The organism is Streptomyces sp. NPDC007907 (assembly GCF_042959365.1).
GTDB lineage: Bacteria > Actinomycetota > Actinomycetes > Streptomycetales > Streptomycetaceae > Streptomyces > Streptomyces indiaensis.
This window is the reverse complement of record NZ_JBIBKR010000002.1, coordinates 284,347-309,558: the sequence shown is the minus strand read 5'-3', so window position 1 is coordinate 309,558 and position 25,212 is coordinate 284,347. Positions and strand designations below refer to the sequence as shown.

Genomic DNA, 25,212 nt, shown 5'->3' with positions numbered 1-25,212 from the left:
CCAATCGTCAAGTGCAGGAGTGATGGAATCATCAGATCTGAATCCGCCTAGACTGGTGCTATGCAGAACCAGCCCGACACCAGCGACGGCCCGGCGACCGCGAACCGCTTCGAACGCCGCCGGGCGCGCACCCGCCAGGCGCTCATCGGCGCCGCACGGCAGATCCTGGCCGAGACCGGCGAGACCTCAGCCAGCATCCAGGAGATCGCCGACCGCGCCGACGTGGGCTTCGGCACGTTCTACAACCACTTCGACACCAAGAACGACCTGTTCGACGCGGCGGTCGGCGACGCCCTGGAGGAGTACGGCCAACTGCTCGACAGTGTCACCGAGGACATCGACGACCCCGCCGCAGTCTTCGCCACCAGCATCCGCCTCACTCTGCGCCTGGCCGCCTCGCATCCCGAGATCACCCAGATCCTGCGCCTGCGCGGCCTGCCCCACATCAACGGCGCCACCGGGCTCGGCCCGCGCGCCCTCCGTGACCTGGAAGTCGGCAAGGCGTCCGGCCGCTTCACCTTCGAAGACCCGATCGTGGCCCTGTCGGCGGTCGGCGGCGCGCTGATCGGTCTGATCCAGCTCGACTCGGCGCGCGATCTCGACGCCGCGGCCGGTGAGCAGATGGCCGAGATGATCCTCCGCATGCTCGGACTCCCGGCGGACGAAGCCCACGAGATCTCCACCCGTCCACTGCCCGACCTGCCCTGACCTCGGCGGGCCCCGCCGGCCGAACGTCCGTCCAGACCCCCGCGCCGATGCCCGGCGCGGGGGCCCGCTGCACTTCCGGTCACACAGGGCAGAACGCGACCGACGGATGGACGACCGACGGATGATGCAGTTCACCTGGCGCTCCATGTTCGTCGCCAGTGCCATCACCGCCCTGGTCGCGGGGGGGGCTGCCGCGCCAGCACTGGCCCCCAACACCGAGGACCCCCACCCCACGACCCGACGTCATCGGCGCAACCTGCACGGCCCTCGCCATCGGCTGCCTGGTGTTCGCCATCGTCCAGGGCAACGAACAGGGCTGGACAGAACCCGCCGTCATCGTCCCAGGAACCGTCGGCTGCCGACCGGGTTCCGTGGCGTGAGCTCCCTGAAGGGCACGGGTTGTGCGAGCCCCTCTCCGAGCGAACATCTACCGCGAACGCTGAACGGCGCTCCACCTCAAGCAGCTCCGAACCGGCGCAACCCGGTCGACGAGCTCACTGACCGCCACCACGCCGGAGTCGTCCTGGCTCAAGGCTGTTCTGACTCCGTGAACCCACACGGTGATCGTTTGTCAGACAAGCCCTGGTACGGCAGCGTGGTGCCCGGCAGCGCGTACTCGTCACGCCGGCCGCACATGCCGAAGCCGCCGAGCCGGGTGGGCGCGGCCTCGTGGGCGGTGGCCTCGCCCAGGTAGGCGGGCTCGCCGGCGGCCAGGGCTTGGAGCTGGGCGCCGGTGCGCTCCGCGGTGGCCAGGGCGCCCTCCCGCCACAGCGCCTGCCAGCTTGTCGCGCACCAACCGGGCGGCGGCGCGCTGAAAGTCGCGGTACGGGCCGTTGTCGCCGGCGACGAGGGCTTCGCGCAGGACGAGGTAGCCCTCGACGGCGAGGTCCCTGCGGCGCCGGGCGGCCGCGGCCGTCTCCGGTCCGGTGCCGGGCGGCAGGGTGGCCGCGGCGGCGTACTTCTCCGGGTCGGCGAGCACCTCGGGCGGGAAGGTGAACACCGCGTCGCCGGCCTCGGGCAGGCCGCTGTTCTGCATCAGCACGATGATGCGCAGATCGCCGCCCTGCACCATGCGGTGCACGGTGCCCGGCGTGAACCAGGCGATCGAGCCGGCTTCGAGGGGGATGTCCCGGTAACCGTCGGGGCTCAGCGTCTGGACCGCGCCCCGGCCGCCGGTGACGACGTAGGCCTCCGTGCACACCAGGTGCAGGTGCGGGCTGCCGCCGCAGACGCCGTCGGCGGCCTCCCAGTCATAGGCGCTGAGACGGGACAGGCCGATCGCACCGGGCAGCGGGTGCGGAAGACTCGCCGGACCGGGTTCGCTCACCACGGCAGGGCCTCCAGGTGCGTGCCGACGCGGTCGCGGTCCCAGGCTCCGTCGGCGACGACGATGCGGTACCGGTAGCCGAAGGACTCCCCCGGCGGCAGCTCGAACTCCTCGAAGAACGCCCAGGAGAACGCGACCGTCGGGAAGGGCTCGGAGCGGACGAACCAGTGCGACTCGTGGATGGGGGACGTCCCGTCGAGGTTCTCGGGCGCGTGCGCGAAGACCAGGGTGGAGTGGCCGTCGACGTCGTCGTGCTCGGTGGTGAAAGCGATCCAGTGGCTCTGGGTGCCCATCAGTTTGCCCGCGTCGGCGTCGGTGTCCGGGGCGAAGACGCTGCCGCCGGTGAAGTCGCGCGGGCCGCGCCACTGGAGTCCGGTGTAGCCGGCCATGTCACGGCCCGCGGTGGTCGGGGAGCCGAACACCAGCGGTGCGGAGCGGGTGTTGGTGAGGTGGATCGACCAGTCCAGGGCCCAGGAACCGGCCTCCTCGTCCACCGAGTGGACGGTCAGGCCGCGCACCTCGCGCGCCCATTCCTCGCCGCCGTTCTCGATCCAGGTGAGGTTCTCGGTGAAGGCGAGGCGGTGTTCCTCGACAGTGAAGTCGGCGAAGCCGTCGTGCCGCATCGAGCCGACGCGCTCGGGCAGGGGGAGGTAGCCCTGGCCGTGGACGTAGCAGTTGCCGCCCCAGAAGTTCTGGCCGGACAGATGGCTCGCGGTCATCTGCAGACCCTTGTGCCAGCGGTGGTCGTTCGGGCGGTAGCCGGTGACGGTACGCCCCGAGAGGGTGCGCACGGGGTGGGCGTAGGGCTTGCGGGACTCGAAGGGATCCGGGTCGGGGCGGTAGACGTAGCGGAGGATCTCCGTGCCGCCTGCGGTGACGGCGATGTTCTCGCCGTGCGTGTGGGTGACGCGGATGGTCATGCGCGCTCCTTGGGGGCCCAGTCGGGGTACTCGCCGTGCATGGCCGCGTAGAACGGGTCGCCGGGGCCGATCTCCCCCGCGTGCACCGAGCGGCCGGTGAACGCCGCCTTGTACAGGGCGGCGGCGAACTCCAGGGTGGCGCGGGCGTCGTGTCCGCTGCCCGGTGGGCGGGTGCCGGCGTCGTAGGCGTCGAGGAGTGCGCCCAGCTGAGCGGTGTGCGAGCTGGGCACGTCGGCCGCGGGGGCGCGCCAGGCGGTGGTGCGCTCGGAGGGGACGTGGGGGGCCGGGGTGTAGGCCCAGCTGTCGTTGGTGTGGCCGTACAGGTGGGTGAGCTCGACCGTGGCGTCCGCGCAGTCGATGCGGATGCGGCTCACCTCGTCCGGGGAGAGGACGCTGTTGACGACGGTGGCGAGGGCGCCGCTCCGGAACCGCACCAGGGCGGTGGAGACGTCCTCGCTCTCGGTGTCGTGGACCAGGCGCGCGGCCATGGCCTGGATCTCCTCCCACGCACCGAGCAGGTGCAGCAGCAGGTCGTACTGGTGGATGCCGTGGCCCATGGTGGGGCCGCCGCCCTCACTGGCCCACTTCCCGCGCCACGGCACCCCGTAGTACGCCGCGTCCCGGTGCCAGGTGGTCTGGCAGTGCGCCACGAGCGGGGCTCCCAGCTCGCCGCCGGCGATCAGCTCGCGGGCATGCACGGCGCCGGATCCGTAGCGGTGCTGGAACACGACCGACGCGTACCCGCCGGAGGCCTCCTCGGCGGCGGCGATCTCGTCGTACTCGGCGAGCGACAGGGTGAGCGGCTTCTCGCACAGCACCCAGGCACCCGCCTTCAGCGCGGCGACGGTCTGGTCGCGGTGCAGGGACGGCGGTGTCCCGATGAGGACCAGGTCGGGCCGTACGGCGTCCAGCATCGCCTCCATCGTGGTGTACCCGGCGACCTGCGCACCGGCCAGCTCGCGGAAGGCGTCGAGGCGCTCCTGGTCGACATCGACGGCGGCCACCAGTTCCACCCGGTCGGCGTGGGCCCGGAGCGCGGACAGATGGCTGCCGCTGACGATGGCTCCGGTGCCGACGACGGCCACACGGCGGCGGGTGGGGGACAAGGACATGCGGCGCTCCTCGGACGGCCGGCGGACACACGCTTTGGAAAGCGCTTGCACTCGGAAGGGACCCTAGGCGCGAGAGAATGTCCGGACAACCCCCCTGTAGTGACCCGCACATGGCCTGCCCGAGCATTGCACCGGCCTGAAGGAGATACGGGTTGCCGCCCCCGCCATGGAAACGGCATTCCCCCGCCGTTTCGCCGGCGCCCGCCCCCACCGTGACGCGGCTCCCGACCCGAGTGACCGACGTGCGCATACCCGATGCCTCCGACCCCGCGCGGCGTGCCCGCATCGGCACAGCCCCTGACCGGCCGCCTCCGTGAAGTCGCGGCGCCCAGCACTTACAGTGGCTGCCTGTGATCGGAGGGTGACTTCCCGCCGGGCGGGACGAGCCCGTCGCCCTGCCCACCGCATCGGAGTCACCCATGGCCCCGCCCCCGCACGCTCCCCGCAAGCCGCGCTCCGGGCCGTCCGTCCTGCTGGTCCTGATCCCGCTCGCGGTCCTGATCCTGGTGGCCGTGTCGGTGGGGTCGTGGCTGCAGTACGCCGAGCGGCAGGCGAAGGACACGGTGCACACGGCCGGATCCCGGGCCGCCGACCGGGTGGACGTGGAGGCCACCGTCCAGAGCGTGGACGCCGCGGCCGGAGAGCTCGTCCTGCGCGTCCGGGTCAGGCCGCGCGGGAGCCTCGGCGAGCAGGACGGGACCGCCCCGGTGGCCGATCTGAGCCTCCAGACGTCCGTGGCGACGCTCAGCGACCTGGCGTTCGCGGCGCACGAGCGGCTCGCGCCCAAGGATGTACGGGTCGCGATCACGGGTGGCTCGATCAGCGACTACCCGTTCGACACCTACGACACCGACATCGAGTTCTGGGCCGTGCTGGGCGGCGAGCCCGTGCCGGCGCGGATGCTCTTCTCCAACGCCGACACGCTCTTCTCCGTCTCGGTGACACCCCCGCCCTCCGGGCAGGAGGCCGCCGTGGCACTGAAGCTGTCCCGGTCGGGCAGCCTGCTCACCTTCGCGGTCTTCATGATGGTGGCGATGTGGGCGCTGGCGTCGTCCGTGCTGCTCGGGGCCTGGTACCTGACGACCCGCAGGCAGGGCCTGGTCTGGCCCGCCCTCGCCTGGATGGCCGCCACGCTGTTCGCGCTCGCGGCGTTCCGCAACACCGCCCCCGGCACTCCGCCGATCGGCTGCGTGATGGACTGGTTCGCCTTCTTCTGGGCCGAGGCCGTCATCGCCGTGTGCCTGATCGTGGTGGTCACCTTCGGCATCCGCACCGCCTTGCGCGCGGCCGACGCACCACCCGTCTGAGGCCCGTCGGCGGCGGCGCGCCCACGACAGCGGCCGGCCCTGGTGGTCACCGCACGAGGGCGGTGACCACCAGGGCCGGCCTGGCCGAGTCAGGACTCGACGATCTTGCGTACGTTCTCCACGGAACCACACCCGGCCTTCAGCCGGCGCTCCCGCTCCCGCACGAACGCCGCACCGAGCTCCTCGCGCCGCTCCATCGCCACGTTCTCCCGCGCACCGTTGAGGATGGTGCGCTCCTCCTCGTCGGCGTGATGCGTGACGGCCTCGACCAGCTCCTCGAGCTTCGAGTCCCACTCGTCGGAGCCGACCTCCTCGACCTCGAGGAGCTCCAGGAGGGCCTCGTTGCCCTCGTCGTGCTCGTGCTCGCCGTGCTCGACCTCTTCGTCATCGATGTTCTTGTACCGCTTGAGCGCCGGGTAGACCTCGGCCTCCTCCGCCTGCGCGTGCGCGATCAGCAGGTCGGCGAACTCCCTCAGGGCACCCGCGCGGTCGTCCTCGACGCTCCGCATGCGGCGGAAGAGGTCCTCCATGCGCCGGTGGTCCTGAAGAATGAGTTCTACGACATCTTTCGTGTCGGCCATGGAAATGGAACGCCTTTCCCAGGAGAGAATCGGGTCACTTTCTTTTACCCCATTCCTGAAGCTTTTCTCGCCGCGGCTCTACGCCGGTCTACCAGCGGTACCAGCGGCCCCTACGGCCACCACTGTCCGCGCTGCGCAGGACGAAGCCCAGCAGCCAGAGCACCAGCACGATCACCGCGATCCACCACAGGGCCTTCAGCGCGAAACCCGCACCGAACAGAACCAGGGCCAGCAGCAGGACAAGAAGCAGGGGAACCATAGTTATCAACCTCCGCTGCTCCTGTTGCCCTGTCCGCGGACGAACACGCAGCCGAATTCCCTTGTTTCTTCACAGAAATCCCGGGAACTTGAATCGCTTTGGCCGGGCGGGGGGAGCATGTGACCGGATGGGGGATCATGTGGCCGGGCGAGTGAAGAAAGGGTCGAACGGGACCCGAAGTACCGAGCCGCACCCGAGGGAGTACGTGCCCGCGGAGAACGACTGGCGCGGGTGGGTCAACCCACCCCGCCAGGGGGTGCCCTACGGAAGCGGATGCCGGTCGCGGCGACCCGTACGCGCGTTCCTGAACCTCGCGCGTACGGGTCGCCGTTCGTGCCGCACCGACTGCGGGGTCGGCTACCGGGTGACGGGCAGCCGGCCCGGCGGATTCCAGGGCGAGGTCGTCCTGCGCGACACGGGCACGGCGGCGATCAACGGCTGGACGCTGCGCCGGACCTCCCCGGACGGCCGGCGCATCACCCACCTGTGGGACGGCACGGCGACCCAGGAGCGGCTCCGCGGTGAGCGTGGCGGCCGCCCCGTGCACCGCGTCGATCCCCGCGACGGGCTCGGTCACCCTCGGCTTCACCGCCGCCCGCCTGAACGGCGCCGACTGCTCCGTGAACTGCGAGGTGCCGCCGCTTCCCGGGCACGGCGGCACCACCGTCCGTGTGATCCGTGCTACAGCTATGCGGAAAGCGGTTTACGTCGCTCCGCTTCGGTGAGGCGGCGGGGATGTCGCACCGGCACCCCATCGCCGCATCTCCGGCAAGACGCGCATACACCCGTCCGGGTTCCCCACATGCCGCGCGGGAGGCGTGATGAGCGAGGACACCCTGCGCCTCCGCGCGGTCCGGGCCGACGGGACGGAGCGGGCGGCCCCGCCCGCGGTGGAACCGGCCGCCCGCCGGGACGCGTTCTTCGACAACGCGAAGTACCTGGCGATCGTGCTGGTGGCGATCGGGCACTCCTGGGAACCGCTGCGGGACGGCAGCCGGGCGGCCTCCGCGCTCTACATGGTCGTGTACGCCTTCCACATGCCGGCCTTCATCGTGGTCTCCGGCTACTTCTCGCGCTCCTTCGACGCGAGCCCCGGCCGAATCAAGCGCCTGGTCACGGGGCTCGTCGTGCCGTACGTCGTCTTCGAAACGGCGTACACCCTGTTCACCCGGTGGACGGACCAGGAACCGGACCGGCCGGTGAGCCTGCTGGACCCCCTCTACCTGACCTGGTTCCTGATCGCCCTGTTCATCTGGCGCCTGACCACGCCGATCTGGCAGCGCGTGCGGTGGCCGCTGCCGGTCGCCCTGGTCATCGCGATGCTGGCGACGCTCTCGCCGTCCGTCGGCAACGACCTCGATCTGCAGCGCACGCTGCAGTTCCTGCCGTACTTCGTCGTCGGTCTGCTGCTGCGGCCCGAGCACTTCCGGCTGGTGCGGCGCCGTGCGGCACGGATCCTCGCCGTGCCGGTCTTCGCCGGTGCGCTCGCCGTGGCCTACTGGGCAGTCCCGCGGATGAGCGGTGCCTGGTTCTACCACCGCGACAGCGCCGAGGAACTGGCCGCGCCCTCCTGGTACGGACCGGTCATGACGCTGGTGACGTTCGGCTGCTCGCTGGTCCTGGTCGCCTGCTTCCTCGCCTGGGTGCCCGGCCGCCGCACCTGGTTCACCGTGCTGGGCGCGGGCACGCTCTACGGCTACCTGCTGCACGGCTTCGTCGCACAGGCCTCCAAGTTCTGGGGCTGGTACGAGCCGGCGTGGGTGCACCGGCCGCCGGGCGAGCTCCTCGTCACGGTCGGCGCCGCGGTGCTCGTGACCGTGCTGTGCACCCCGCCCGTGCGGCGGGTGTTCCGCTGGGTGATGGAGCCCGACATGGCGTGGGCGTTCCGCCGGGACGCACGCGAGCAGGCACGGGAGCGGAACGCCGTCCGCGCGTGAGCGGACCGTCTCACGGCTCCTGGACGCCCTACCGCTCCTGCCTCGCCGTGCGCGGGGCGGCCCGGCACGAGGCCGCGGCGCCTGCCCGCACGGGCGAACTGCTGCCGGCCCTCGCGGCGCTCACCCCGCTCGTGGCCGGCACGTCCGCAGCGGCGCTGCTCCTGATCGGCGGCCTGCTGAACGTCGCCGACGCCCTCGGCCCCCTGCCCGGATCGCTCGTCGCGGCCGGCTGGACCCTGGCGCTCGTGGCGGCCCTGACCGGCCTCGCCGGCCTGGCCGGGCTGCTGTACACGGGCCTGCGCCGGCGCAGTGCGCCCCCGGCCGCCGACCAGGTGGAGCACACCCGGCTGGTCCGGCGGCAGGAACCGCTCGGCCGCGGGATGCTCCCCCACCTGCGCCAGCACCCGGGATCGCATCCCGGGACGGCGATCACGCCGGGCTCCCCGCCCGATACGCTCACGCCGTGCCCGGCCCGGGCCAGAGAGGACAGGACACCATGTTCGGACTGAGCGAACTCGCGATCATTCTCATCGTCGTCATAGCCGTCATCGGGATCAAGAAGCTCCCCGAGCTGACCCGCTCGGCCGGCAAGGCGGCCCGCATCCTCAAGGCCGAGGCCCGCGCGGCCAAGGACGAGGAGGCCGGGACAGCTCCGGCGCCGCGGGTGGTCCAGGGCGAGATCGTCCCGCCGGGCACCGGCACGCCCCCGCCCGGCACCCGGCCCGCGGGCACCCCGGACCACCCCTGACACGGCCTGCTCCGGCGCTGACTACAGCGTGCGCTCCAGGCGGTCGGCCACGAGCCTGACGAAGCGCGCCGGGTCCTTGGGCTGGCCGCCCTCGGCCAGCACCGCCAGGGTGTGCAGCAGCTCCGCGGACTCGGCGAGCTCCGTACGGTCCTCGCTCGCCTGGTACGCCTTATGCAGCCCCTTCACCAGCGGGTGGCCCGGGTTGAGCTCCAGGATCCGCTTGGTGCGGGGCACCTCCTGACCCATCGCCCGGTACATGTTCTCCAGAGCCGGGGTCAGGTCGTGCGCGTCGGAGACGATGCAGGCCGGGGAGACGGTGAGCCGCGTGGAGAGGCGGACCTCCTTGATGTCCTCCTCGAGCCGCTCCCGCATCCAGGCGAGCAGCCCGGCGTACTCCTCGGCCTGCTTCTCCCGCTCCTCGCCGGTCTTCTCCTCGCCCTCGGCGTCGAGGTCGATCTCGCCCTTGGTGACGGAGCGCAGCTTCTTGCCCTCGTACTCGCCGACGGCGTCGACCCAGACCTCGTCGACGGCGTCGGTGAGCAGCAGGACCTCGATGCCCTTGTCCCGGAACGCCTCCATGTGCGGGGAGTTCTCGATGCTCTGGCGGGACTCGCCGGTGATGAACCAGATGTCGTCCTGGCCGTCCTTCATCCGCTCCACGTACTGCGCGAGCGTGGTCGGCTCGTCGTCGGAGTGGGTGGTCGCGAACGAGGAGACGGCGAGGATGGCGTCGCGGTTCTCGGAGTCGGTGACCAGGCCCTCCTTCAGGGCGGTGCCGAACTCACGCCAGAAGGTGGCGTAGCGGTCGGCGTCCTTGGTCTTGATCTCCTTGACCGTGGACAGCACCTTCTTGGTCAGCCGGCGCTGCATCATCCGGATGTGCCGGTCCTGCTGGAGGATCTCCCGGGAGACGTTGAGCGAGAGATCCTGTGCGTCCACGACGCCCTTGACGAAGCGGAGGTACGGCGGCAGCAGCGCCTCGCAGTCGTCCATGATGAACACGCGCTTCACGTACAGCTGGACGCCGCGCTTGAAGTCCCGCGTGAACAGGTCGTGCGGGGCGTGCGAGGGGACGAAGAGCAGGGCCTGGTACTCGAAGGTGCCCTCGGCCTGGAGCCGGATCGTCTCCAGCGGCTCGCGCCAGTCGTGGCTGATGTGCTTGTACAGCTCGTGGTACTCGTCGTCGGACACCTCGTCGCGCGAGCGCGCCCACAGGGCCTTCATCGAGTTCAGCGTCTCGGGCTCGGGCGCGTCCTCGCCGTCCTTCGCCTCCGGGACCATCCGGATCGGCCAGGTGATGAAGTCCGAGTAGCGCTTGACGATCTCCCGGATCTTCCATTCCGAGGTGTAGTCGTGCAGCTGGTTCTCGGGGTCGGCGGGCTTGAGGTGGAGCGTGACGGACGTGCCCTGCGGCGCGTCGTCGACCCGCTCCAGGGTGTACGTGGCCTCGCCGCGCGACGTCCAGCGGGTCCCCTGGCGCTCGCCGGCCCGCCGGGTCACCAGCGTCACCTCGTCCGCCGCCATGAACCCGGAGTAGAAACCGACGCCGAACTGGCCGATGAGCCCCTCGGCCCCGCCTCCCTCCTTGGCCTCCTCCAGCTCCTTGAGGAAGGTGGCGGTGCCCGAGTTGGCGATGGTGCCGATGAGCTGTCCGACCTCGTCGTAGGACATGCCGATGCCGTTGTCCCGCACCGTGAGCGTGCGGGCCTCCTTGTCGACGTGGAGCTCGATGTGCAGGTCCGAGACGTCGGCGTCGAGGGAGTCGTCCCGCAGCTTCTCCAGACGCAGCTTGTCGAGCGCGTCGGAGGCGTTGGAGACGAGCTCCCGCAGGAAGACATCCTTGTTCGAGTAGACCGAGTGGATCATCAGCTGGAGCAGCTGACGCGCCTCTACCTGGAACTCAAACGTTTCGGTCGTCATGGTTCGCGAATCCCTCACAGGTCCCACAGTCGCCTGAACTGGTGACAGTCACTGTAAAACACCAAGTCAGGCCGGGGCCCCGGAAGTCAGACGAGGTGGGCGAAGACGACCAGGTTCTCGGTGTAGTCCCGGGCCTGGCGGTCGTAGGAACCCGAGCAGGTGATGAGCCGGACCTGAGCCCGTGGCGTGTCGCCGTACACGCGGTCGCTGGGGAAGGCGGCCTTGGCGAACGACTGGGCGGCGTCCACGGCGAAGGTCGCCTTGCTGCCGTCGGCCCGCACGACCTGGAACCGGTCGCCCTTCTTCAGCTCGCCGAGCCCGGCGAACACGGCCGGGGACGTCGCGGTGTCCACGTGCCCGGCGATGATCGCGGTGCCGGTCTCCCCCGGTGTGTGGCCCTTGGCGTACCAGCCGACCAGGTTGGTGTCGTTCGGCGGCGGGGGCTCCAGCTGACCCGACGGGTTGATGGCCAGGTCGGTGAAGGGCGCGTCGACCGAGATCTTGGGAATGAGCAGACGGACCGGCCGGGATCGCGGCAGGTGCGGGCCCTGGGGCCGGTCCGGCGCCGCGGACGTGCGCGTGTCGGGCAGGTCCGGGGCGGCCGAGGAGGCGGCCACGGCGGGCGGCGCGTGCGGTGGGCCGGCGTCGTCGGGCGACTCGCCACCGCCGCCCAGCAGCTTCACGGTCAGCACGAGGGCGGCCACCGACCAGACCACCGTCACGAAGGCGCGGAAGCGCCGCTTGGACGGTGCGGGGCCGAGGTCGGACAGGGTGGAGGGAGGGGCTGCCATCGAGAACCACCTCATTCGGGCACGGCAGCGGGTACGGCACGCGGGAGGACGAGCCGGGCCGCCGCGACGTGCGGGGCACGTGCGGCGGCCACGGCGGCTATACGGTCGGGCCGGTCACACGGCGCCCTGCGTGGCCTTCCGGCGGCGCAGCGCATACATACCGGTGCCGGCCACCGCCAGGGCGGCCAGCCCGCCGGCGGTCACGCCCGGCGCGGAGGCCAGACCGCCGCCACCGGTGTGCATGCCGCCGCGCGGCTTGTCGTGCTTGCCCTCCCAGGAGCCCTTGTCGTGCTTGTCGCTCCAGTCGCCCTTCTCGTGCTTCCCGGAGCCGCCCTCTTCCTGCTTGCCGCCCCAGGCGCCCTCGCCGGAGCTCTGCCAGTCGTCCGAGTTCACGGAGGCCAGGGCCCCGCCACCGGTGTGCACGCCACCGTGCGGCTTGTGGTGCTTGCCCTCCCAGCCCTTCTCCTCTCCGTCCTCCTTGCCGTGCTCCTCGTGCTTGCCCTCTTCGCCCTTGTCGCCCTTGTCCTCCTCGCCGGAGCCGTCCCAGTCGTCCGCGCTCACCGCGGCCAGCGCTCCGCCACCCGTGTGCACCCCACCGTGGGGCTTGTGGTGGTCGCCGTCCTTGTGGTGCTCCTTGTGGTGCTCCTTGCTGTAGGAAGTCGAGTCGTGGTCCCCGTCGCCCGTGGCGTCGGCGTAAGCGGCGGGTGCGGCGATCGCGAGGGCGGCCGTGGCGGTGGCCGTCGCGAGCATCATGCGGGCAGAGCGCATCGGTGAGTCCTTCCGTCGCGAGCCGGGCAGCTGACGCCTCGCCAGCTCACCAGACCCGGCCTCGACGTGAACCACCGTCAGTCGGGCCGGGCCGTCTCACCATCCGGGGCGTGCACATGGGTTACCAGAACACCCTGACGGCGCACACCACGGCGGCCCGCCGCCGTGTGAGGCACCCCGGAGGGCCGCCCGCGTCAGCGGCGCCCGAACCCCCGGTGGGTCATGCGGGCCGGGTCCGGATCCGCCAGCTGGGCCGCCATGCCGACGAGGACCAGCCCGCCCGCGATGAGCAGACCCTGGGCCCAGGCGATGCCGGAGACCAGCAGGGCGACTCCGAGCGCCAGCCCCCACCAGGCTCCGGTCCGACGGTACTCGCGGGGCCGGGCGGGGCGGCCGGAGCTCATCCCCCGCACGAACCGGGGGTCCTCCCGCTCGAGTCGTGCTTCGAGATCCACCAGACGGTGGTCTTCGGACGGGGGCACGGCTTCTCCTTCCCGGACCCGAGCGCTTCGAGGCAGGCGCGGCCAAGGTCATGACAAGTCCTGGGTGCGGGTCCTGTGGCGGTGCGCGGGGAGGCAGGCGACGGGTGCGGCTGTGCCGGGTGACGCGACCGCCTCACCAGGGCTTCAGCCTCTCCCCCCTCCGGCGGCTCGCACCATCGGGCCCCACCCCCATCCTTCCCGTTGACAGCGCCTGACGAACGCCGGACCGCGTGGGCGGGGTGTTCGCCCGGAAATGGGTGCCGTTCCGGATGGCGGCCGGGCCGGTCAGCGCACACGCTGGGGTGACGGTCCCGAGGCGGCGCCACGCGGTGCTCCCGTCCCAGCGCCCGGGAGCTGTCCCGGACCTGCCCGGAGACGGGGATCCTGATCCTGACCATTTACGACAACGAGCAGGACTACTTCGAGGCGCTCGGGGCGGGGGCCTCGGGTCATGTCCTCACGTCCGTCGCGGACCGCGACCTGGTCGAGGCGTGCCGGGTCACCATGCGGTGCGAGCCGTTCCTGTACCCCGGTGCGGTCGACGCGCTGATCCACGACCACCTCGACCGGGCCCGGGAGGGCGGCGCGGGGGCCCGCCCCGCCGGCGCTCGGCCTTGGCCGGCTGAGGAACGGACGGGGCGCCGTCGTCGGCAGGCTCGCCGTCGGCCGCGGGTGACCCTCCCGGCCGTCCATATCGGCTTTCGGTGACACGGCCCTCCCCGGGTGGGGCCCGGCGGGCCAACGCTGTGCTCGGGTGCGCGCGTCAGGCCAGGGGATCGGGGACGGGTTCGACCACCGTCGCCGGGCCCGCCCGGATCTCGTCCCGGCCGCGGTACGCCGACACGCCGCCCGCGGGGTGGAGGCAGACGGCCGCCTGCCGGTGGTTGTCAGACGTGCCGGTGGTCGATGCCCAGCAGGCTCGCGGCGGCCCGGAACTCGGCCGTGTGGTGGCCCACCGTGAGGGACCAGTGGTGGCCGACGCCCGTGGCGCTCCAGGCGTCGACCCATTCACCGGGGTCACGTCCGAAGTCGACGCGGCTGGTGGTGTTGCCGATCTCCAGCAGCGGCCCGGGTACGACGGTGCCCTCGGAGGTGACGAAGGACAGACTGCTGGCGGCGTCCTGGCCGAGGCCCAGCAGGGTGACGGGCCCGTGCCGGACGTCGAACTCGACGCTCACTCCCCATCCGCGTTTGCCGTGGTAGACACCGAGCCCGCGCAGCAGCGGGTCGCGGGCGCCGACCCCGAGGTGGGCGGGGCCGTCGTGGCCCATCTCCACCACGCCGTCCTCGAAGTTCAGGGCCTGGATCTCGGTGAAGGAACCTCCGGCGCCCACGCTCTGGGACGCCAACTGAGCCACTGACGTCCGCAGTTCGTACTCGCCGGCCGCGGGCACGCCCCGGGCGGTGAGCAGCGAGGCGCCGAGGATCATGCCCGCCCCGAGTCGCTCGTGCAGCTCACCGTCGAGGCCGCGGTGGTAGTACGCGAGGCTGTCGAGCCCGAAGTCCGCGACCAGCCGGTCCAGGGCGACGGACACGGTCGCGCCCCAGGCGAAGTCCTCCTCCACGACGCTCTCGTCCAGGGTGAAGATCTGCCGGGCGAGCGCCATCCGCTCCCGGGTCTCGGCCTCCGTCACCCGTTCCACCCGGTGCCGCAGGTCGTCGAACTCCAGGACCTCCACGTGGGAGCCGAACGTCGTGGCGAGCAGCGTCGGATCGGTCTGCACGTCGAGCATGCCGGGGTACACGTGCCCCATGAGACCGTGCCGGGCGTGCCGGAGCGCGGCACGGATGTGCGCGGCCCGGATCCACTGCTCGATGCGCCGCCAGGCGGACTCCTGGCGCAGCCAGCCCGACACCGACCGGAAGGGGATGCCGGCCCGCCGGAAGACGTTGCCGACCTCGGGGACGGGGCACTGCCCGCAGTAGGCCAGCCAGGCCCCCGTGTCGAAGGCGGCGTGGTTCATCCTCTCGGACGGCTGGAGGTCGATGACCAGGACCGGCGTGTGCGAGCGCTGGGCGATCGGCAGCACCATCGACGAGGTGAGGTAGGTCGTCAGGAACAGCACGATCAGGTCGCAGTCGGCCCGCCGCAGTTCCTCGGCGGCGCGGGCGCCTTCGCGGGCGTCGGAGACGAATCCGGCGTCGGTCACGTCGGTGTCCATCTCCCGGAAGCGTCCGGCGACATACGCGGCCGACTCGCGCAGGTGCGGAAGGAGGCCGGGGAACTGCGGCCAGTACGTGCCGAGTCCGCCGGCGACCAGTCCGATACGGGTGCGGCGCCGGGCGACCGGCGGGAGCAGGTCGTGCAGGGCGGCGGAACGTGCGGCCGTGCCGTCCGCGGTCGTTGCCATGGGCAGTGCTCCTTGTCGGTGTGCTGCGGCTCGGGTGCTCCGTGGCAGGGCGCTGCGGCCCGGGCGCTCTTGTCGGGGCGTTGCGGCTCAGGCGCTGGGGACGGGCAGGTCCGCTCGGCCCCGTACGGCGCGCGCGGAACGGGGGAGCAGGACGCGGATGATGAACACGCCCGCGAACGCCGCCGCCGTCATGCAGGCGGTGATCGTCCAGAGCAGGACGGTGGGGCTGTGGTCGGCCAGGGCGGGGGTGAAGAACGCGGCGACCGCGAAGACGCCCCTGGACAGGGCGTAGGTCAGGCCCTGGGTGGTGCCGCGGGTGTCCGCGGGCAGGGTGAGCTGGGACCACACCTTGTAGTTGGCCTCTCCGGCGAACGGGTAGGAGAGCTGGTAGAGCGCGAAGAAGACGAGCATGCCGACGAGAGCGCCCGCGGTGAGGGACGCGATGACGAAGGCGACGATCTGCACCACCGCGGCCACGTGGAACAGCCGGTCGCGCCAGGGGGTGTCGGCGACGCGCACGAAGGCGCAGGTGAGCAGCACGCCGATCGGGATGGCGGCCAGGTTGATACCGGTGGCCAGGCTCTGTGAGGCATCGCTGACGGTGACGAGCAGATAGGTTCCGAACTGGCCGAAGGTGTTGGCTCCGAGGCCCCAGGTCACGTAGAACACGAACGTCGCGGCCATCGGCAGCATCGCGGCGCGGGTCCACACGCTCTTCAGGGGGATGCCCTCGGGGACGCTTCCGGTGTCCGGGTGCGCGGGCGCGTCGGACAGCTTCAGCCGGGACCGCAGGGCCCAGGTGACGAGTGCGGCGACGGCCAGTTGCCCGGTGATGAGCCGGGCGCCGGTCATGCCCGTGGTGGACAGGACGAAGCCGAGGAAGATGGCGACGGCGATGCCCAGCATCCACATGACCTGGGTGAACGCCACCAGTCTCCCCCGGGCCCAGGAGGGTGCCGCGTCCGAGACCACGGCCAGGGACGTCGGCAGGTCGGCGCCGGCCGCGAGCCCCGCGACGAGCACACCGGCCAGCAGGGTGATGTCGTCCGGCGCCAGCGTGATGACGAGGGCGCCGATCGCGAAGCAGAAGAGGTCCCAGTTGTAGACGCGGCGGCGGCCGAAGAGGTCGGCGAGCCGTCCGCCGACGAGCGATCCGACGGCGATGCAGCCGGTGACGATCGCGCTGATCGCCCCGGCCATCCACACACCCATGTCGTAACTGTCGCGGTAGATGGCCAGGTTGACGGAGATGCTCACGATCAGCCCGGCGTCGAGATAGGAGGCCATGCCCGACAGGGCGGCGGCCTTCCAGAGCGGTCCGGGGATGGGACGGGTACCGGCCATGATGCGACTCCGTCGTCTGGTGACATCGCGGTTCCGGGGGCCTGGTCGCAGCGAATATAGGGGGAGAAAAACGTTGCAACAAGGTGTCGCGCACGCATCGCTGACACGGAGTCGGTTTCTCTGACCCCGGACGGGGGTGTGGCGTGACCGGGCCAGCTCACCTACGGTGAAGGCGGCCTGAAAACGTTTCAGGGGAAGGACCGCCTCCGTGATCTCCCCCGAGCTCCGGCGACTGTTCGACGACCCACCCCGTGGCTTCGGCCCCACTCCCCTGTGGTGGTGGTCGGGTGCGAAGGTCACCCGCGAGCGACTCGCCTGGCAGCTGCGGGCGTTCGCGGCGGGCGGCGTCCACAACCTCGTCGTCATCAACCTGGCCCCGGCCGGCCCGACGTTCGGAGCCCGGGCCGACGATCCGGCGTGGTTCGGTGAGGAGTGGTGGGCGCGCTTCACCGACGCCTGCGAGATCTCGGCGGAACTGGGCACGCGGCTGTGGTTCTACGACCAGATCGGATTCTCCGGAGCCAATGTGCAAGGCGGTGTGACGCGTCGTCACCCGGAGGCCAACGGACTGGCACTGCGCTGCCGCGACGTGCGGGTCGCCGCGGGCACGGTCGGCCCGGCTTACGCCGGGACACCGCTGGCCGCGTACACCCGGGAGGGGCGGCGGCTCGACCTCTCCGAGGACGGCCGGATCGCCGCCGCCGACGGGACCGGGGTCCGGCTCGTCACCGCCGTCCCCACGGCGTTCGACTACCTGGACCCGCACGCCGTGGGTCTGCTGATGGACGCCGTCCACCACGAGTACGACCGCCGCGTACCCGAGTACCTGGGCACCGTCATCGCGGGCAGTTTCCAGGACGAACTGCCCGGCACCAACGCCTGGAGCCACCGTTTCGCCGACGCGTTCCGCACCCGGCGCGGCTACGACCTGCTCGACCACCTGCCCGCCCTCTTCGGCACGGACGCCGGCGTCGCGGAGGGGAAGATCCGTGCCGACTACTACGCGGTCCGGGCGGAACTGACCGAGGAGGCCCTGTTCCGGCCGCTCGCCGCCTGGCACCGCGAGCGCGGCATGCTGCTGGGCAGCGACCAGAGCCACCCAGCCCGCGCGGGCTACCCGGCCCAGTCCACGCAGATCTACACCGACTACTTCCGCACCCACCGCTGGTACGGCGCCGCGGGCAGCGACCACCACGGCGACGCCAAGGTGCACTCCTCGATGGCCCACCTGTACGGCCACGAACGCGTCTGGATCGAGGCGTTCCACTCCTCCGGCTGGGGCGGCACGCTGGAGGACACCTACGACTGGCTGCTGCCGTTCCTGCGCAGCGGCGCCACCCTGTACAACCCGCACGCCAGTTACTTCGGCACGGCGGGAGGCTGGTTCGAGTGGGCACCGCCGTCCACCGACTGGCGCCAGCCCTACTGGAGGCAGTACCCGGCGTTCTCCCGGGCCGTGGCCCGGATCTGCTCGATCATGTCGTGGGGCGGATACGCGGCCGATGTGGCGGTGCTGCACCCGACCGCCACCATGCAGGCGCTCGTGCCGCTGGACGCACCGGTCCGGCACTTCGGCGACGGCCGGCTGGGCGAGGGCCACGCCCTCGCCGACGAGACCCAGCGGCACTACCTGGACCTGTGCGGCACCGACAACTGGCTCGGGCCGCACGCCGGTGCCCTGGACCGGCACGGGGTGTCCTTCGACATCGTCGACGACGCCTCGGTCCAGCGCGCCGGGGCCCTGGACGGCGCCCTGCGGATCAGGGACCTGGCGTACCGGGTGGTGCTGCTGCCCTCGGCGAGCGTGCTGGAGGAGGGCACGGCACGGCGGCTGTCCCAACTCCTGGACGCGGGCGGGCGGGTGGTGGTCGTGGGCCGTCCGCCCACGACGGCCGCCGGCCGGTCCGGTGACGACTCCGTCGTGACGGCGCTGCTCGCCCATCCCCGGCTGGAGCGGGTACGCGACCCGGAGGCCGCGGCCGTGGCGGTGGCGGACGCGGCCGGACACGCGACGGGCGACGTTCCGCTGCTCGTCCGGCGGAAGGGGAGCGAGGCGGTGGCACTGGTCACGGCGGCCTTCCCGGAGATCGGCGCGCATCCGCTGCGGACCGGTTCCACACCCGAGCCCGTGCACACCTCGTCCGTCACCGTCCGGGCCACCGTCGCGGAGGCCGAGGTCTGGAACCCGGCGACCGGCGCCTGCGCCCCGGCCCAAGTCACGGTCCTGGCGGACGGCGTCTCGTCGGCCGTCGGGGTGCCGTTGGAGGGCGCCCCGGCGGTCCTCGTCGTCTGGCGCGAGGGCCGTGCGGAACCGGCGCCGTCCCCGGAGGCCACGGCGGTCCGGGTACGGGACCTCTCGTCCGGCTGGCAGGGCCGGCTGGTGCCGACGATGGACAACACCTGGGGCGATCTCGCCCTGCCCCCGGGCGCGTCGGTGCGGGAGCCGCAGATCTGGACCATGGAGTGGACCGAGGGCACGGTGTGGGAGCGGGCCCGGGTCACCTACGGCAACCGGGTCCGTGTCCTGCCCCCGGTGCCGCTCGACCGGGCGCCCGAGCCGCTCGGCACCGGGGACGTGGAGCGGGTCCTGGCCGGTGAAGTGCCGCTGGTGCCGCCGGACTCGGCCTGGGACACAGGGGTGTACTCATCGAGCCGTGGCCACCCGGACCAGGGCGGCCTGCTGGGCACCAAGGGGCTGGTGAACGAGGAGTTCGCGCGTGTCCCGGTGCCGGCCGCCGGCACGGCCGCACGGGTCCGGGCGATCGTGGAGACCGGCCGTCGGGGCCCGGCCGAGCTTCACGTCGGCGCGGAGGCGGTCAAGCGGGTGTGGTGGAACGGCGAGCCGCTGAGCCCGTACGACGGCGGCTACCTGGCTTCGGCTCCGGTCACCGTGGACCGTGACCGCAACGTGCTCGAGTACGAACTGTCCGACGCCCAGGACCGGCCCGCGACGATCTCGGCCGTGGCCGACACCCCGCTCGGCAGCTTCTTCTGCCTGTCCGGGCCGGGCGGGCTCGGACCGCGCCCGCGCTTCATGCGTCCGCCGGACGGGGTCCGGCCCGACGGCCGGGTGATCTATCGGCGACGGCTCCCGGTCCCGGCCGGGGACGCGCGTGCGGTGCTCGTCGTCGGTGCCGCCTGCGCGGTGACGGTGCTGCTCGACGGGCACGCGCTGGCGCGGCAGGAGAAGGTGGAGTACTACGCGGCGGACTGGGGCGCCGTGCCGATGTTCTTCCGGCACGAGCGGGAACTCGGCGCGGGCGAGCACACGCTGGAGGTCGTGGCCGACAGCGCCGACGTCCGGGACGCGGTGTTCGTCGACCTGGTGGTGCGGTCCCCGTCCGGGGTGACGGCCCTGGTCAGCGGCGCCGGCTGGGATGCCCGGACGGGTTCGTGGCGGGGCGGGACCGTCGAGGACACCCGCAGGCGCGGCGAGGTGCAGCACTGTCACGCGGCAGTACGGCCGCACCCGCTCCCGAAGACCGCGTGGCTCAACGGCACGCCGGTGCTGGGCGGTGCCGTGTGGCCGTCGGGGTCCACCGATGACGTCCGGGCGGTGCCGCAGCGTTTCCGGTTCACGGTTCCGCCGGGGACGGTGTCGCTGGAGTTGCCGTTGGCGCTCGGTGCCACCGTGCGGGTCGGGGGCGGCGACGAACTGGGGGTGAAAGGCGATCGGGTGACGCTCCGTGAGCCGGTCCAGGACACCACCGCGGTCGAGGTGGTCACCGAGCCCACGGCCTTTCTGCGGGGCGGCTCGGCCTGGAGCGGACCGGTCCGGGTGCGGACCGTGCCGGCGCCGCTGGCACTGGGTGACTGGCGCGAGCTGGGGCTGGGTTCGTGGAGCGGGGGCGTGACGTACGCACGGGAGGTGGAGGTGCCGGCCGGGCCCGATCCGGTGCTGGATCTGGGGCGGGTGCGGGGCAGTGTGGAGATCGCGGTCGACGGGGAGTTCGCCGGTGAGGCGTTCTGTCCGCCGTACCGTTTCCCGCTGCGCGGTGTCGCGGGGCGTGCCGTCCGGCTGGAGGTGACGGTCCGGGGCACGCTGGCGCCCTATCTCGCGGAGGCCACGCCGACGGACTGGGCCTTTGCGTCCCAGCTGCCGTCGGGACTGTGGGGGCCGGTGACGCTGCGGATCCCGGCGGGGGGTCAGGGCCTGTCGTTTGGATCATGACGCAGACTCGGGGCTCACCGGCGTTCACAGGTGCTGCCGATGCCCTGCGCCATGATCAAGCCCGGCCAGTGTCAACAACGCTCGTGATCAATACACCTAGCCGCCGACGGACGGTCGGGTGGAGTCGCGCAGGACGAGGCCGGGGGCGAAGACGCGGGTCTCGTGGAGGTGGTCCGCGCGGGCCTCGATCTCGTCGAGCAGCATCTCCACGGCCGCCCGGCCCAGTTCCTCGACCGGTTGCCGGACCGTCGTCAGGGTCGTCGCCCCGAAGGTCGCGACGTCGAGGTCGCCGTAGCCGACGACCTGCACGTCCTCGGGGATGCGCACGCCCCGTTCGGCCAGGCCGCGGCACAGGCCCGCGGCGAGGAAGTCGTTGGTGCAGAACACCCCGTCGGGCAGGTCCGTCAGGCCCCGGGCGATCTCCGTGCCGTACGCGACGGTCATCCGCTCGGCGACGACCTGATCGAGCCGGGCCTCGCGGCGGCTGCGCACGGCCTGCCGGGCGCCCTGGTAGCGGTCCGCGCACTGGCGGATGCCGCGCTCGCCGTTGACGACGAGGATGTCACGGGCCCCGCTGTCCAGGAGGTGCTGTACGGCGATGCGGCCGCCGGCGATGTCGTCGACGGAGGCCGAGCAGCCCTCCCGGTCGGGCATCGCGCGGTCGGCCAGGACGAGCGGGATGCCCCGCTCGCGCAGTCGGGCCAGCCGGCCCGGGTCGGCGCTGAGCGGCACGACGACGACCCCGACGGCCCTCTGCCCGACGAGCATGCTGAAGTAGCCCTGCTCCCGTTCGGGGTCGTCCCCGCTGTGGCAGAGGACGAGGGAGTAGCCGTGGTCGTAGGCGGCGTCCGCGGCGCCGCGCGCGATGCGGGCGTAGAAGGAGTTGGTGACGTCGGGCAGGACGAGCCCGATCGCGCAGGAGTGGCCGGTGCGCAGGCCCGCCGCTCCCGGGTGGGGGACGTAGTCGAGCGCGGCGACGGCGATGCGGACGCGTTCGGCGGTCTGTGCGGTGACCCGCTCGGGCCGGTTGAGTACGTTGGACACCGTCGACACCGAGACCCCGGCGGCTGCGGCGACGTCCTGGATACGGGCGGGGCGTGCCGGAACGGCGTCCACCCCCCTCGCTGTTGCGGCCGCGCGACCAGGCACGACGATGGCCATCTCGGGCGCCGCACAGTATAACGCGGCGGGAGTTGGAACGTTTTTTCCGCGATGCGCGGGTGCGGTGGTGGTGGCCCGGCTTGACGCCTGCCCTCAACGGCGTTCCGGGGGCCGTCTTCCCGGGGCTGTGACGCCGCCGGACGCCGCCGCGTCGAGCAGTCGGCGGAAGGTGTCGCACTCCAGGTGGCTCGGCGCGGGGCACGCCGCGGCATGCCGCAGGGAGTCGCGCAGGACGCCCAGTTCGCGGATGGTCCGGTCCAGTTCCTCCGCCCTGGCCGACAGCATCCGCCGGTCGATGCGCGGTTGCCCGTCCGGCGCGAACATCCGCGCGATCTCGTCGAGTGAGAACCCGGCCGTCCGCCCCAGCGCGATCAGCGCCAGCCGCTCCAGCACCCCCGGGTCGTACTGGCGCCGCAGTCCGCGCCGGCCGGTGGGGGCGATCAGCCCCTTCTCCTCGTAGAAGCGCAGCGTCGAGGCGGGCACCCCGGCGCGGTGCGCCACCTCCGCTATGTCCAGGTCTGTCATTGTCTTGACCTCAAGTCGACTTGAAGTAGAACGCTGTCATCCCGTCCCGGCGAAGACAAGCGGGACGTGGACGAGCGGGACGAAGACGAGCCGAGGGAGAAACGACGATGAACGCCGCACGCAAGTCCTACGACGAGCAGGCCGCCCGCTGGAACGGGCCCGCCGGCCACGCCTGGGTGGATCTCCAGGAGGTGCTGAACGGGATGTTCAGCGGCATCGAGGAGCTGCTCGTCGACGCCGTGGCCGCCGAGCACCCGGCGAGCGTGCTCGACGTCGGCTGCGGCACCGGCGCCCTCACCCGGGCCGTCGCCCGCCGGGCCGGTCTGTGCGTCGGCGTCGACATCTCCGGCCCGATGATCGAGGCGGCCCGGGCGCAGGCCGAACAGGAGGGCGTGCCGGCGTCCTTCATCGAGGCCGACGCGCAGGAGTACGCCTTCGAACCCGCCGCCTTCGACGCGGTCGTCTCGCGCTTCGGCGTCATGTTCTTCAGCGACCCCGTGCGGGCCTTCAGCAATCTCCGCAGCACCATGAGGGACGGGGCCGGACTGCGGTGCGCGGTGTGGCGGGACGCCGAGGAGAACCCGTTCATGACGACGGCGGAACGCGCCGCGGCCCCGTACCTGCCGGAGCTTCCCGTGCGCCGGCCGGACGAGCCGGGCCAGTTCGCGTTCGCGGACCCGGAGCGCGTCCACCGCGTCCTGGCGGAGAGCGGCTGGGCCGGCATCGACATCCAGCCGGTCGACGTGCCGTGTGCCCTGCCCGAGAAGGACCTCGTCACGTACTTCAGCCGGCTCGGACCGCTCGGCACCGTGCTGCCCGATGCCGACGAGCGGACCCGGGCGGAGATCGTCGAGGTGGTCCGCCCCGCCTTCGAACCCTTCGTGCAGGGCACGGAGGTCCGCTACACCGCCGCGTGCTGGATGGTGTCGGCGCGGGCCGCGGGCGCGAAACTTTCGTGAGGTCCGGCCCCCTTTTCCGATCGCGGGCGACCGGCGCACAGTGAGATCACGATGACGCAGAAAAGAGCGCTGGTGGTCCGGGGCGGCTGGGAAGGTCATCAGCCGGTCGAGGCCACGGAACTGTTCCTGCCCTTCCTGCGCGGCAACGGATACGCCGTCCGGGTCGAGGAGTCGACCGGGATCTACGCGGACGGCGCCGAGATGGCCGCCACCGACCTCGTCGTGCAGTGCGTGACGATGTCGGAGATCACCCGCGAGCAACTGGCGGGCCTGACTGCGGCGGTCGAGGCGGGCACGGGCTTCACCGGCTGGCACGGCGGCATCGCCGACTCCTTCCGCGCCTCCTCGGACTATCTGCACCTGGTGGGCGGGCAGTTCGCCACGCACCCCGGCAAGGAGCCGTGCGAGCGCCGGGGCGAGGCGGCGGACAACTTCCTGCCGCACACCATCAGCCTCACGGAGGCCGGCCGTGCGCACCCGGTCACCGCCGGCATCGAGGACTTCACGCTGGACACCGAGCAGTACTGGGTGCTCCACGACGACCTCATCGACGTCCTGGCCACCACCACGCACCCCACCCGTCCGTGGCAGCCCTGGCACCGGCCGGTCACCTCCCCGGCGGTCTGGACCCGCCGGTGGGGTGCCGGACGGATCGTGGTGACGACGCCCGGGCACAGCGTCGACGTGCTGGAACACCCCGACGTCCGCACCATCGTCGAGAGGGGCATGCTGTGGGCGACGCGTACCGCGTCGGGGTCGTAGGGCTCGGCGTCATATCCCGGGCCTACCTGGACACGCTGTCGGGCCATCCCGCGGTGCGCGTCACCGCGGTCGCCGACCTCGACGCCTCCCGGTCGGCCGCGGCCGCCGCCGGACTGCCCGGTGCCCGTGCGCTGACGGTCGGGGAGCTGCTGAGCAGTCCGGTCGTGGACACGGTGCTGAACCTGACCACGCCGGCCGCCCACGCCGAGATCGCTCTCGGGGCGATCCGGCACGGCAAGAACGTCTACGGGGAGAAGCCGCTGGCCGCGGACCTGCCGGACGCCCGTGCCGTGCTGGAGGCCGCCGGGAAGGCGGGCGCCGGTGTGGGCTGCGCCCCGGACACCGTCCTGGGCACGGGAGTTCAGACCGCGCGGGCGGCCATGGAGGCGGGGACCATCGGACGCCCCCAGTTCGCCACGGCCGTGATGGTGACCCCGGGCCATGAACGCTGGCACCCCCATCCCGACTTCTACTACACGGCCGGTGGCGGCCCGCTGCTGGACATGGGGCCGTACTACCTGTCGTCGCTGGTCCATCTGCTGGGGCCGGTGCGCGCCGTGACCGGGGCGGCCGGGCGGCTGCGCGCCGAGCGCGTCATCGGGTCCGGCCCACGCGCGAATGAGCGCATACCCGTCGAGGTGGACAGCCATGTGTCCGGAGTGCTGGAGCATGTGAACGGGACGCTGACGACGCTGACGACCAGCTTCGACGGCGTGGCCACCACGGCCGCGCCGATCGAGGTGCACGGCGAGAGGGGAACCCTCTCCGTCCCCGACCCGAACCGCTTCGACGGCGAGGTGCGCGTCCACGCGCTCGGCGACACCGGCTGGCACACCCTCCCGGCGTCGGCGGGTTACGCGGACGGCGCCCGCGGCGTCGGCCTGCTGGACTTCCTCACCGCGGGCGGTGGGCGTGCGCCGCGCGCGAACGGTGAACTCGCCCTGCACGTACTGGAGACGATGACCGCGCTGCTGCGTTCGGCGGCCGAGGGGCGGCGGATCGAGCTGACGACGTCGGTGGAAGTGCCCGCGCCCGTGCCCCTGACGGCGGCGTCGCAGTGGCACGGCGGGAGGGGCTGA

21 protein-coding genes and 3 pseudogenes are annotated in these 25,212 nt (G+C 72.1%); 11 read left to right on the top strand and 13 right to left on the bottom strand.

Annotated features, from left to right (window positions below; translation table 11 throughout):
* Positions 1–60 precede the first annotated feature (60 nt).
* Positions 61–708 carry a TetR family transcriptional regulator gene (locus tag ACFZDI_RS07385; RefSeq protein ID WP_391248426.1) on the top strand — a complete coding sequence of 216 codons (648 nt, stop codon included), beginning with the start codon at positions 61–63 and terminating at the stop codon, positions 706–708.
* A 528-nt stretch (positions 709–1,236) separates the two neighbouring features.
* Here the strand turns inward: ACFZDI_RS07385 and ACFZDI_RS07380 are convergent.
* The 3 genes and pseudogenes from ACFZDI_RS07380 to ACFZDI_RS07370 all read right to left on the bottom strand — a co-directional run bounded on the left by ACFZDI_RS07380 (position 1,237) and on the right by ACFZDI_RS07370 (position 4,067).
* Positions 1,237–2,038: pseudogene (locus tag ACFZDI_RS07380) on the bottom strand (cupin domain-containing protein).
* Positions 2,032–2,955 carry a DUF6807 family protein gene (locus tag ACFZDI_RS07375; RefSeq protein ID WP_391248424.1) on the bottom strand — a complete coding sequence of 308 codons (924 nt, stop codon included), beginning with the start codon at positions 2,953–2,955 and terminating at the stop codon, positions 2,032–2,034. Before ACFZDI_RS07375 ends, ACFZDI_RS07380 begins: the two are co-directional and overlap by 7 nt.
* Positions 2,952–4,067 (bottom strand): Gfo/Idh/MocA family oxidoreductase, encoded by a 1,116-nt coding sequence (locus tag ACFZDI_RS07370; RefSeq protein ID WP_391248422.1) that lies wholly within the window; start codon positions 4,065–4,067, stop codon positions 2,952–2,954. Before ACFZDI_RS07370 ends, ACFZDI_RS07375 begins: the two co-directional genes overlap by 4 nt.
* Positions 4,068–4,486: 419 nt before the next feature.
* Here ACFZDI_RS07370 and ACFZDI_RS07365 point away from each other — a divergent pair, with 419 nt between their 5' ends.
* Entirely contained in the window at positions 4,487–5,374 is an 888-nt protein-coding gene (locus ACFZDI_RS07365) for a DUF4436 family protein (protein ID WP_391248420.1), read from the top strand.
* Between the two features lie 89 nt (positions 5,375–5,463).
* Here ACFZDI_RS07365 and ACFZDI_RS07360 read toward each other — a convergent pair whose 3' ends face one another.
* On the bottom strand, positions 5,464–5,955 hold the full coding sequence (locus ACFZDI_RS07360; protein WP_391248419.1) for a hemerythrin domain-containing protein: 492 nt from the start codon (positions 5,953–5,955) through the stop codon (positions 5,464–5,466).
* Between the two features lie 88 nt (positions 5,956–6,043).
* Positions 6,044–6,214 (bottom strand): DUF5670 family protein, encoded by a 171-nt coding sequence (locus tag ACFZDI_RS07355; RefSeq protein WP_031139394.1) that lies wholly within the window; start codon positions 6,212–6,214, stop codon positions 6,044–6,046.
* Between the two features lie 127 nt (positions 6,215–6,341).
* On the opposite strand from ACFZDI_RS07355, the pseudogene ACFZDI_RS07350 reads away from it, so the two are divergent.
* The 4 genes and pseudogenes from ACFZDI_RS07350 to ACFZDI_RS07335 form a co-directional block, all read left to right on the top strand.
* A pseudogene (locus ACFZDI_RS07350) lies at positions 6,342–6,665 on the top strand (hypothetical protein); the annotation flags it as partial.
* A gap of 370 nt (positions 6,666–7,035) precedes the next feature.
* Positions 7,036–8,151: an acyltransferase family protein gene (locus ACFZDI_RS07345; RefSeq protein WP_391248417.1), complete on the top strand. Its 1,116-nt coding sequence runs from the start codon at positions 7,036–7,038 to the stop codon at positions 8,149–8,151.
* A complete protein-coding gene (locus ACFZDI_RS07340; RefSeq protein WP_391249558.1) occupies positions 8,148–8,660 on the top strand; it encodes a hypothetical protein in 513 nt (170 codons plus the stop codon). Before ACFZDI_RS07345 ends, ACFZDI_RS07340 begins: the two co-directional genes overlap by 4 nt.
* A complete protein-coding gene (locus ACFZDI_RS07335) occupies positions 8,648–8,899 on the top strand; it encodes a twin-arginine translocase TatA/TatE family subunit (RefSeq protein WP_234847629.1) in 252 nt (83 codons plus the stop codon). Before ACFZDI_RS07340 ends, ACFZDI_RS07335 begins: the two co-directional genes overlap by 13 nt.
* 21 nt (positions 8,900–8,920) lie before the next feature.
* On the opposite strand, the gene htpG is transcribed toward ACFZDI_RS07335, so the two are convergent.
* The 4 genes from htpG to ACFZDI_RS07315 form a co-directional block, all read right to left on the bottom strand.
* The gene (gene htpG, locus ACFZDI_RS07330) at positions 8,921–10,819 is read right to left on the bottom strand and encodes a molecular chaperone HtpG (protein ID WP_391248414.1); all 1,899 of its coding nucleotides are present in this window, start codon (positions 10,817–10,819) and stop codon (positions 8,921–8,923) included.
* An 86-nt stretch (positions 10,820–10,905) separates the two neighbouring features.
* Positions 10,906–11,610 (bottom strand): class F sortase, encoded by a 705-nt coding sequence (locus ACFZDI_RS07325; RefSeq protein WP_234847631.1) that lies wholly within the window; start codon positions 11,608–11,610, stop codon positions 10,906–10,908.
* Between the two features lie 114 nt (positions 11,611–11,724).
* A complete protein-coding gene (locus tag ACFZDI_RS07320) occupies positions 11,725–12,378 on the bottom strand; it encodes a hypothetical protein (RefSeq protein WP_391248410.1) in 654 nt (217 codons plus the stop codon).
* 194 nt (positions 12,379–12,572) lie between these two features.
* On the bottom strand, positions 12,573–12,860 hold the full coding sequence (locus tag ACFZDI_RS07315; RefSeq protein ID WP_234847633.1) for a DUF3040 domain-containing protein: 288 nt from the start codon (positions 12,858–12,860) through the stop codon (positions 12,573–12,575).
* Positions 12,861–13,202: 342 nt separating this feature from the next.
* Between ACFZDI_RS07315 and ACFZDI_RS07310 the strand changes: the two are divergent.
* Positions 13,203–13,445: pseudogene (locus ACFZDI_RS07310) on the top strand (DNA-binding response regulator); the annotation flags it as partial.
* Positions 13,446–13,747: 302 nt separating this feature from the next.
* Here ACFZDI_RS07310 and ACFZDI_RS07305 read toward each other — a convergent pair.
* A complete protein-coding gene (locus ACFZDI_RS07305) occupies positions 13,748–15,211 on the bottom strand; it encodes an arabinose isomerase (protein ID WP_391248408.1) in 1,464 nt (487 codons plus the stop codon).
* 87 nt (positions 15,212–15,298) lie between these two features.
* Positions 15,299–16,555, bottom strand: a complete 1,257-nt coding sequence (locus ACFZDI_RS07300; protein WP_391248406.1) for an MFS transporter — start codon at positions 16,553–16,555, stop codon at positions 15,299–15,301.
* Positions 16,556–16,763: 208 nt separating this feature from the next.
* Here ACFZDI_RS07300 and ACFZDI_RS07295 point away from each other — a divergent pair, with 208 nt between their 5' ends.
* Entirely contained in the window at positions 16,764–20,726 is a 3,963-nt protein-coding gene (locus ACFZDI_RS07295) for a glycosyl hydrolase (protein WP_391248404.1), read from the top strand.
* Positions 20,727–20,822: 96 nt separating this feature from the next.
* On the opposite strand, the gene ACFZDI_RS07290 is transcribed toward ACFZDI_RS07295, so the two are convergent.
* Both ACFZDI_RS07290 and ACFZDI_RS07285 read right to left on the bottom strand, forming a co-directional pair.
* Positions 20,823–21,842 carry a LacI family DNA-binding transcriptional regulator gene (locus tag ACFZDI_RS07290; protein WP_234847637.1) on the bottom strand — a complete coding sequence of 340 codons (1,020 nt, stop codon included), beginning with the start codon at positions 21,840–21,842 and terminating at the stop codon, positions 20,823–20,825.
* A 138-nt stretch (positions 21,843–21,980) separates the two neighbouring features.
* Positions 21,981–22,412 carry a helix-turn-helix domain-containing protein gene (locus ACFZDI_RS07285; protein WP_234847638.1) on the bottom strand — a complete coding sequence of 144 codons (432 nt, stop codon included), beginning with the start codon at positions 22,410–22,412 and terminating at the stop codon, positions 21,981–21,983.
* 107 nt (positions 22,413–22,519) lie between these two features.
* Between ACFZDI_RS07285 and ACFZDI_RS07280 the strand changes: the two genes are divergently transcribed.
* The 3 genes from ACFZDI_RS07280 to ACFZDI_RS07270 are packed head-to-tail and all read left to right on the top strand — an operon-like array spanning position 22,520 to position 25,212.
* Positions 22,520–23,371 (top strand): class I SAM-dependent methyltransferase, encoded by an 852-nt coding sequence (locus ACFZDI_RS07280; RefSeq protein ID WP_234847639.1) that lies wholly within the window; start codon positions 22,520–22,522, stop codon positions 23,369–23,371.
* Positions 23,372–23,422: 51 nt separating this feature from the next.
* Positions 23,423–24,133, top strand: coding sequence for a ThuA domain-containing protein (locus tag ACFZDI_RS07275; RefSeq protein WP_391248401.1), 711 nt, complete (start codon positions 23,423–23,425; stop codon positions 24,131–24,133).
* Positions 24,103–25,212, top strand: a complete 1,110-nt coding sequence (locus ACFZDI_RS07270; protein WP_391248399.1) for a Gfo/Idh/MocA family oxidoreductase — start codon at positions 24,103–24,105, stop codon at positions 25,210–25,212. The genes ACFZDI_RS07275 and ACFZDI_RS07270 overlap by 31 nt, the downstream gene beginning before the upstream one ends.

Coding starts and splice junctions, on each gene's coding strand:
- ACFZDI_RS07385 (WP_391248426.1), top strand. CDS start 61: ATGCAGAACCAGCCCGACACCAGCGACGGCCCGGCGACCGCGAACCGC.
- ACFZDI_RS07375 (WP_391248424.1), bottom strand. CDS start 2,955: ATGACCATCCGCGTCACCCACACGCACGGCGAGAACATCGCCGTCACC.
- ACFZDI_RS07370 (WP_391248422.1), bottom strand. CDS start 4,067: ATGTCCTTGTCCCCCACCCGCCGCCGTGTGGCCGTCGTCGGCACCGGA.
- ACFZDI_RS07365 (WP_391248420.1), top strand. CDS start 4,487: ATGGCCCCGCCCCCGCACGCTCCCCGCAAGCCGCGCTCCGGGCCGTCC.
- ACFZDI_RS07360 (WP_391248419.1), bottom strand. CDS start 5,955: ATGGCCGACACGAAAGATGTCGTAGAACTCATTCTTCAGGACCACCGG.
- ACFZDI_RS07355 (WP_031139394.1), bottom strand. CDS start 6,214: ATGGTTCCCCTGCTTCTTGTCCTGCTGCTGGCCCTGGTTCTGTTCGGT.
- ACFZDI_RS07345 (WP_391248417.1), top strand. CDS start 7,036: ATGAGCGAGGACACCCTGCGCCTCCGCGCGGTCCGGGCCGACGGGACG.
- ACFZDI_RS07335 (WP_234847629.1), top strand. CDS start 8,648: ATGTTCGGACTGAGCGAACTCGCGATCATTCTCATCGTCGTCATAGCC.
- htpG (WP_391248414.1), bottom strand. CDS start 10,819: ATGACGACCGAAACGTTTGAGTTCCAGGTAGAGGCGCGTCAGCTGCTC.
- ACFZDI_RS07325 (WP_234847631.1), bottom strand. CDS start 11,610: ATGGCAGCCCCTCCCTCCACCCTGTCCGACCTCGGCCCCGCACCGTCC.
- ACFZDI_RS07320 (WP_391248410.1), bottom strand. CDS start 12,378: ATGCGCTCTGCCCGCATGATGCTCGCGACGGCCACCGCCACGGCCGCC.
- ACFZDI_RS07305 (WP_391248408.1), bottom strand. CDS start 15,211: ATGGCAACGACCGCGGACGGCACGGCCGCACGTTCCGCCGCCCTGCAC.
- ACFZDI_RS07300 (WP_391248406.1), bottom strand. CDS start 16,555: ATGGCCGGTACCCGTCCCATCCCCGGACCGCTCTGGAAGGCCGCCGCC.
- ACFZDI_RS07285 (WP_234847638.1), bottom strand. CDS start 22,412: ATGACAGACCTGGACATAGCGGAGGTGGCGCACCGCGCCGGGGTGCCC.
- ACFZDI_RS07280 (WP_234847639.1), top strand. CDS start 22,520: ATGAACGCCGCACGCAAGTCCTACGACGAGCAGGCCGCCCGCTGGAAC.
- ACFZDI_RS07275 (WP_391248401.1), top strand. CDS start 23,423: ATGACGCAGAAAAGAGCGCTGGTGGTCCGGGGCGGCTGGGAAGGTCAT.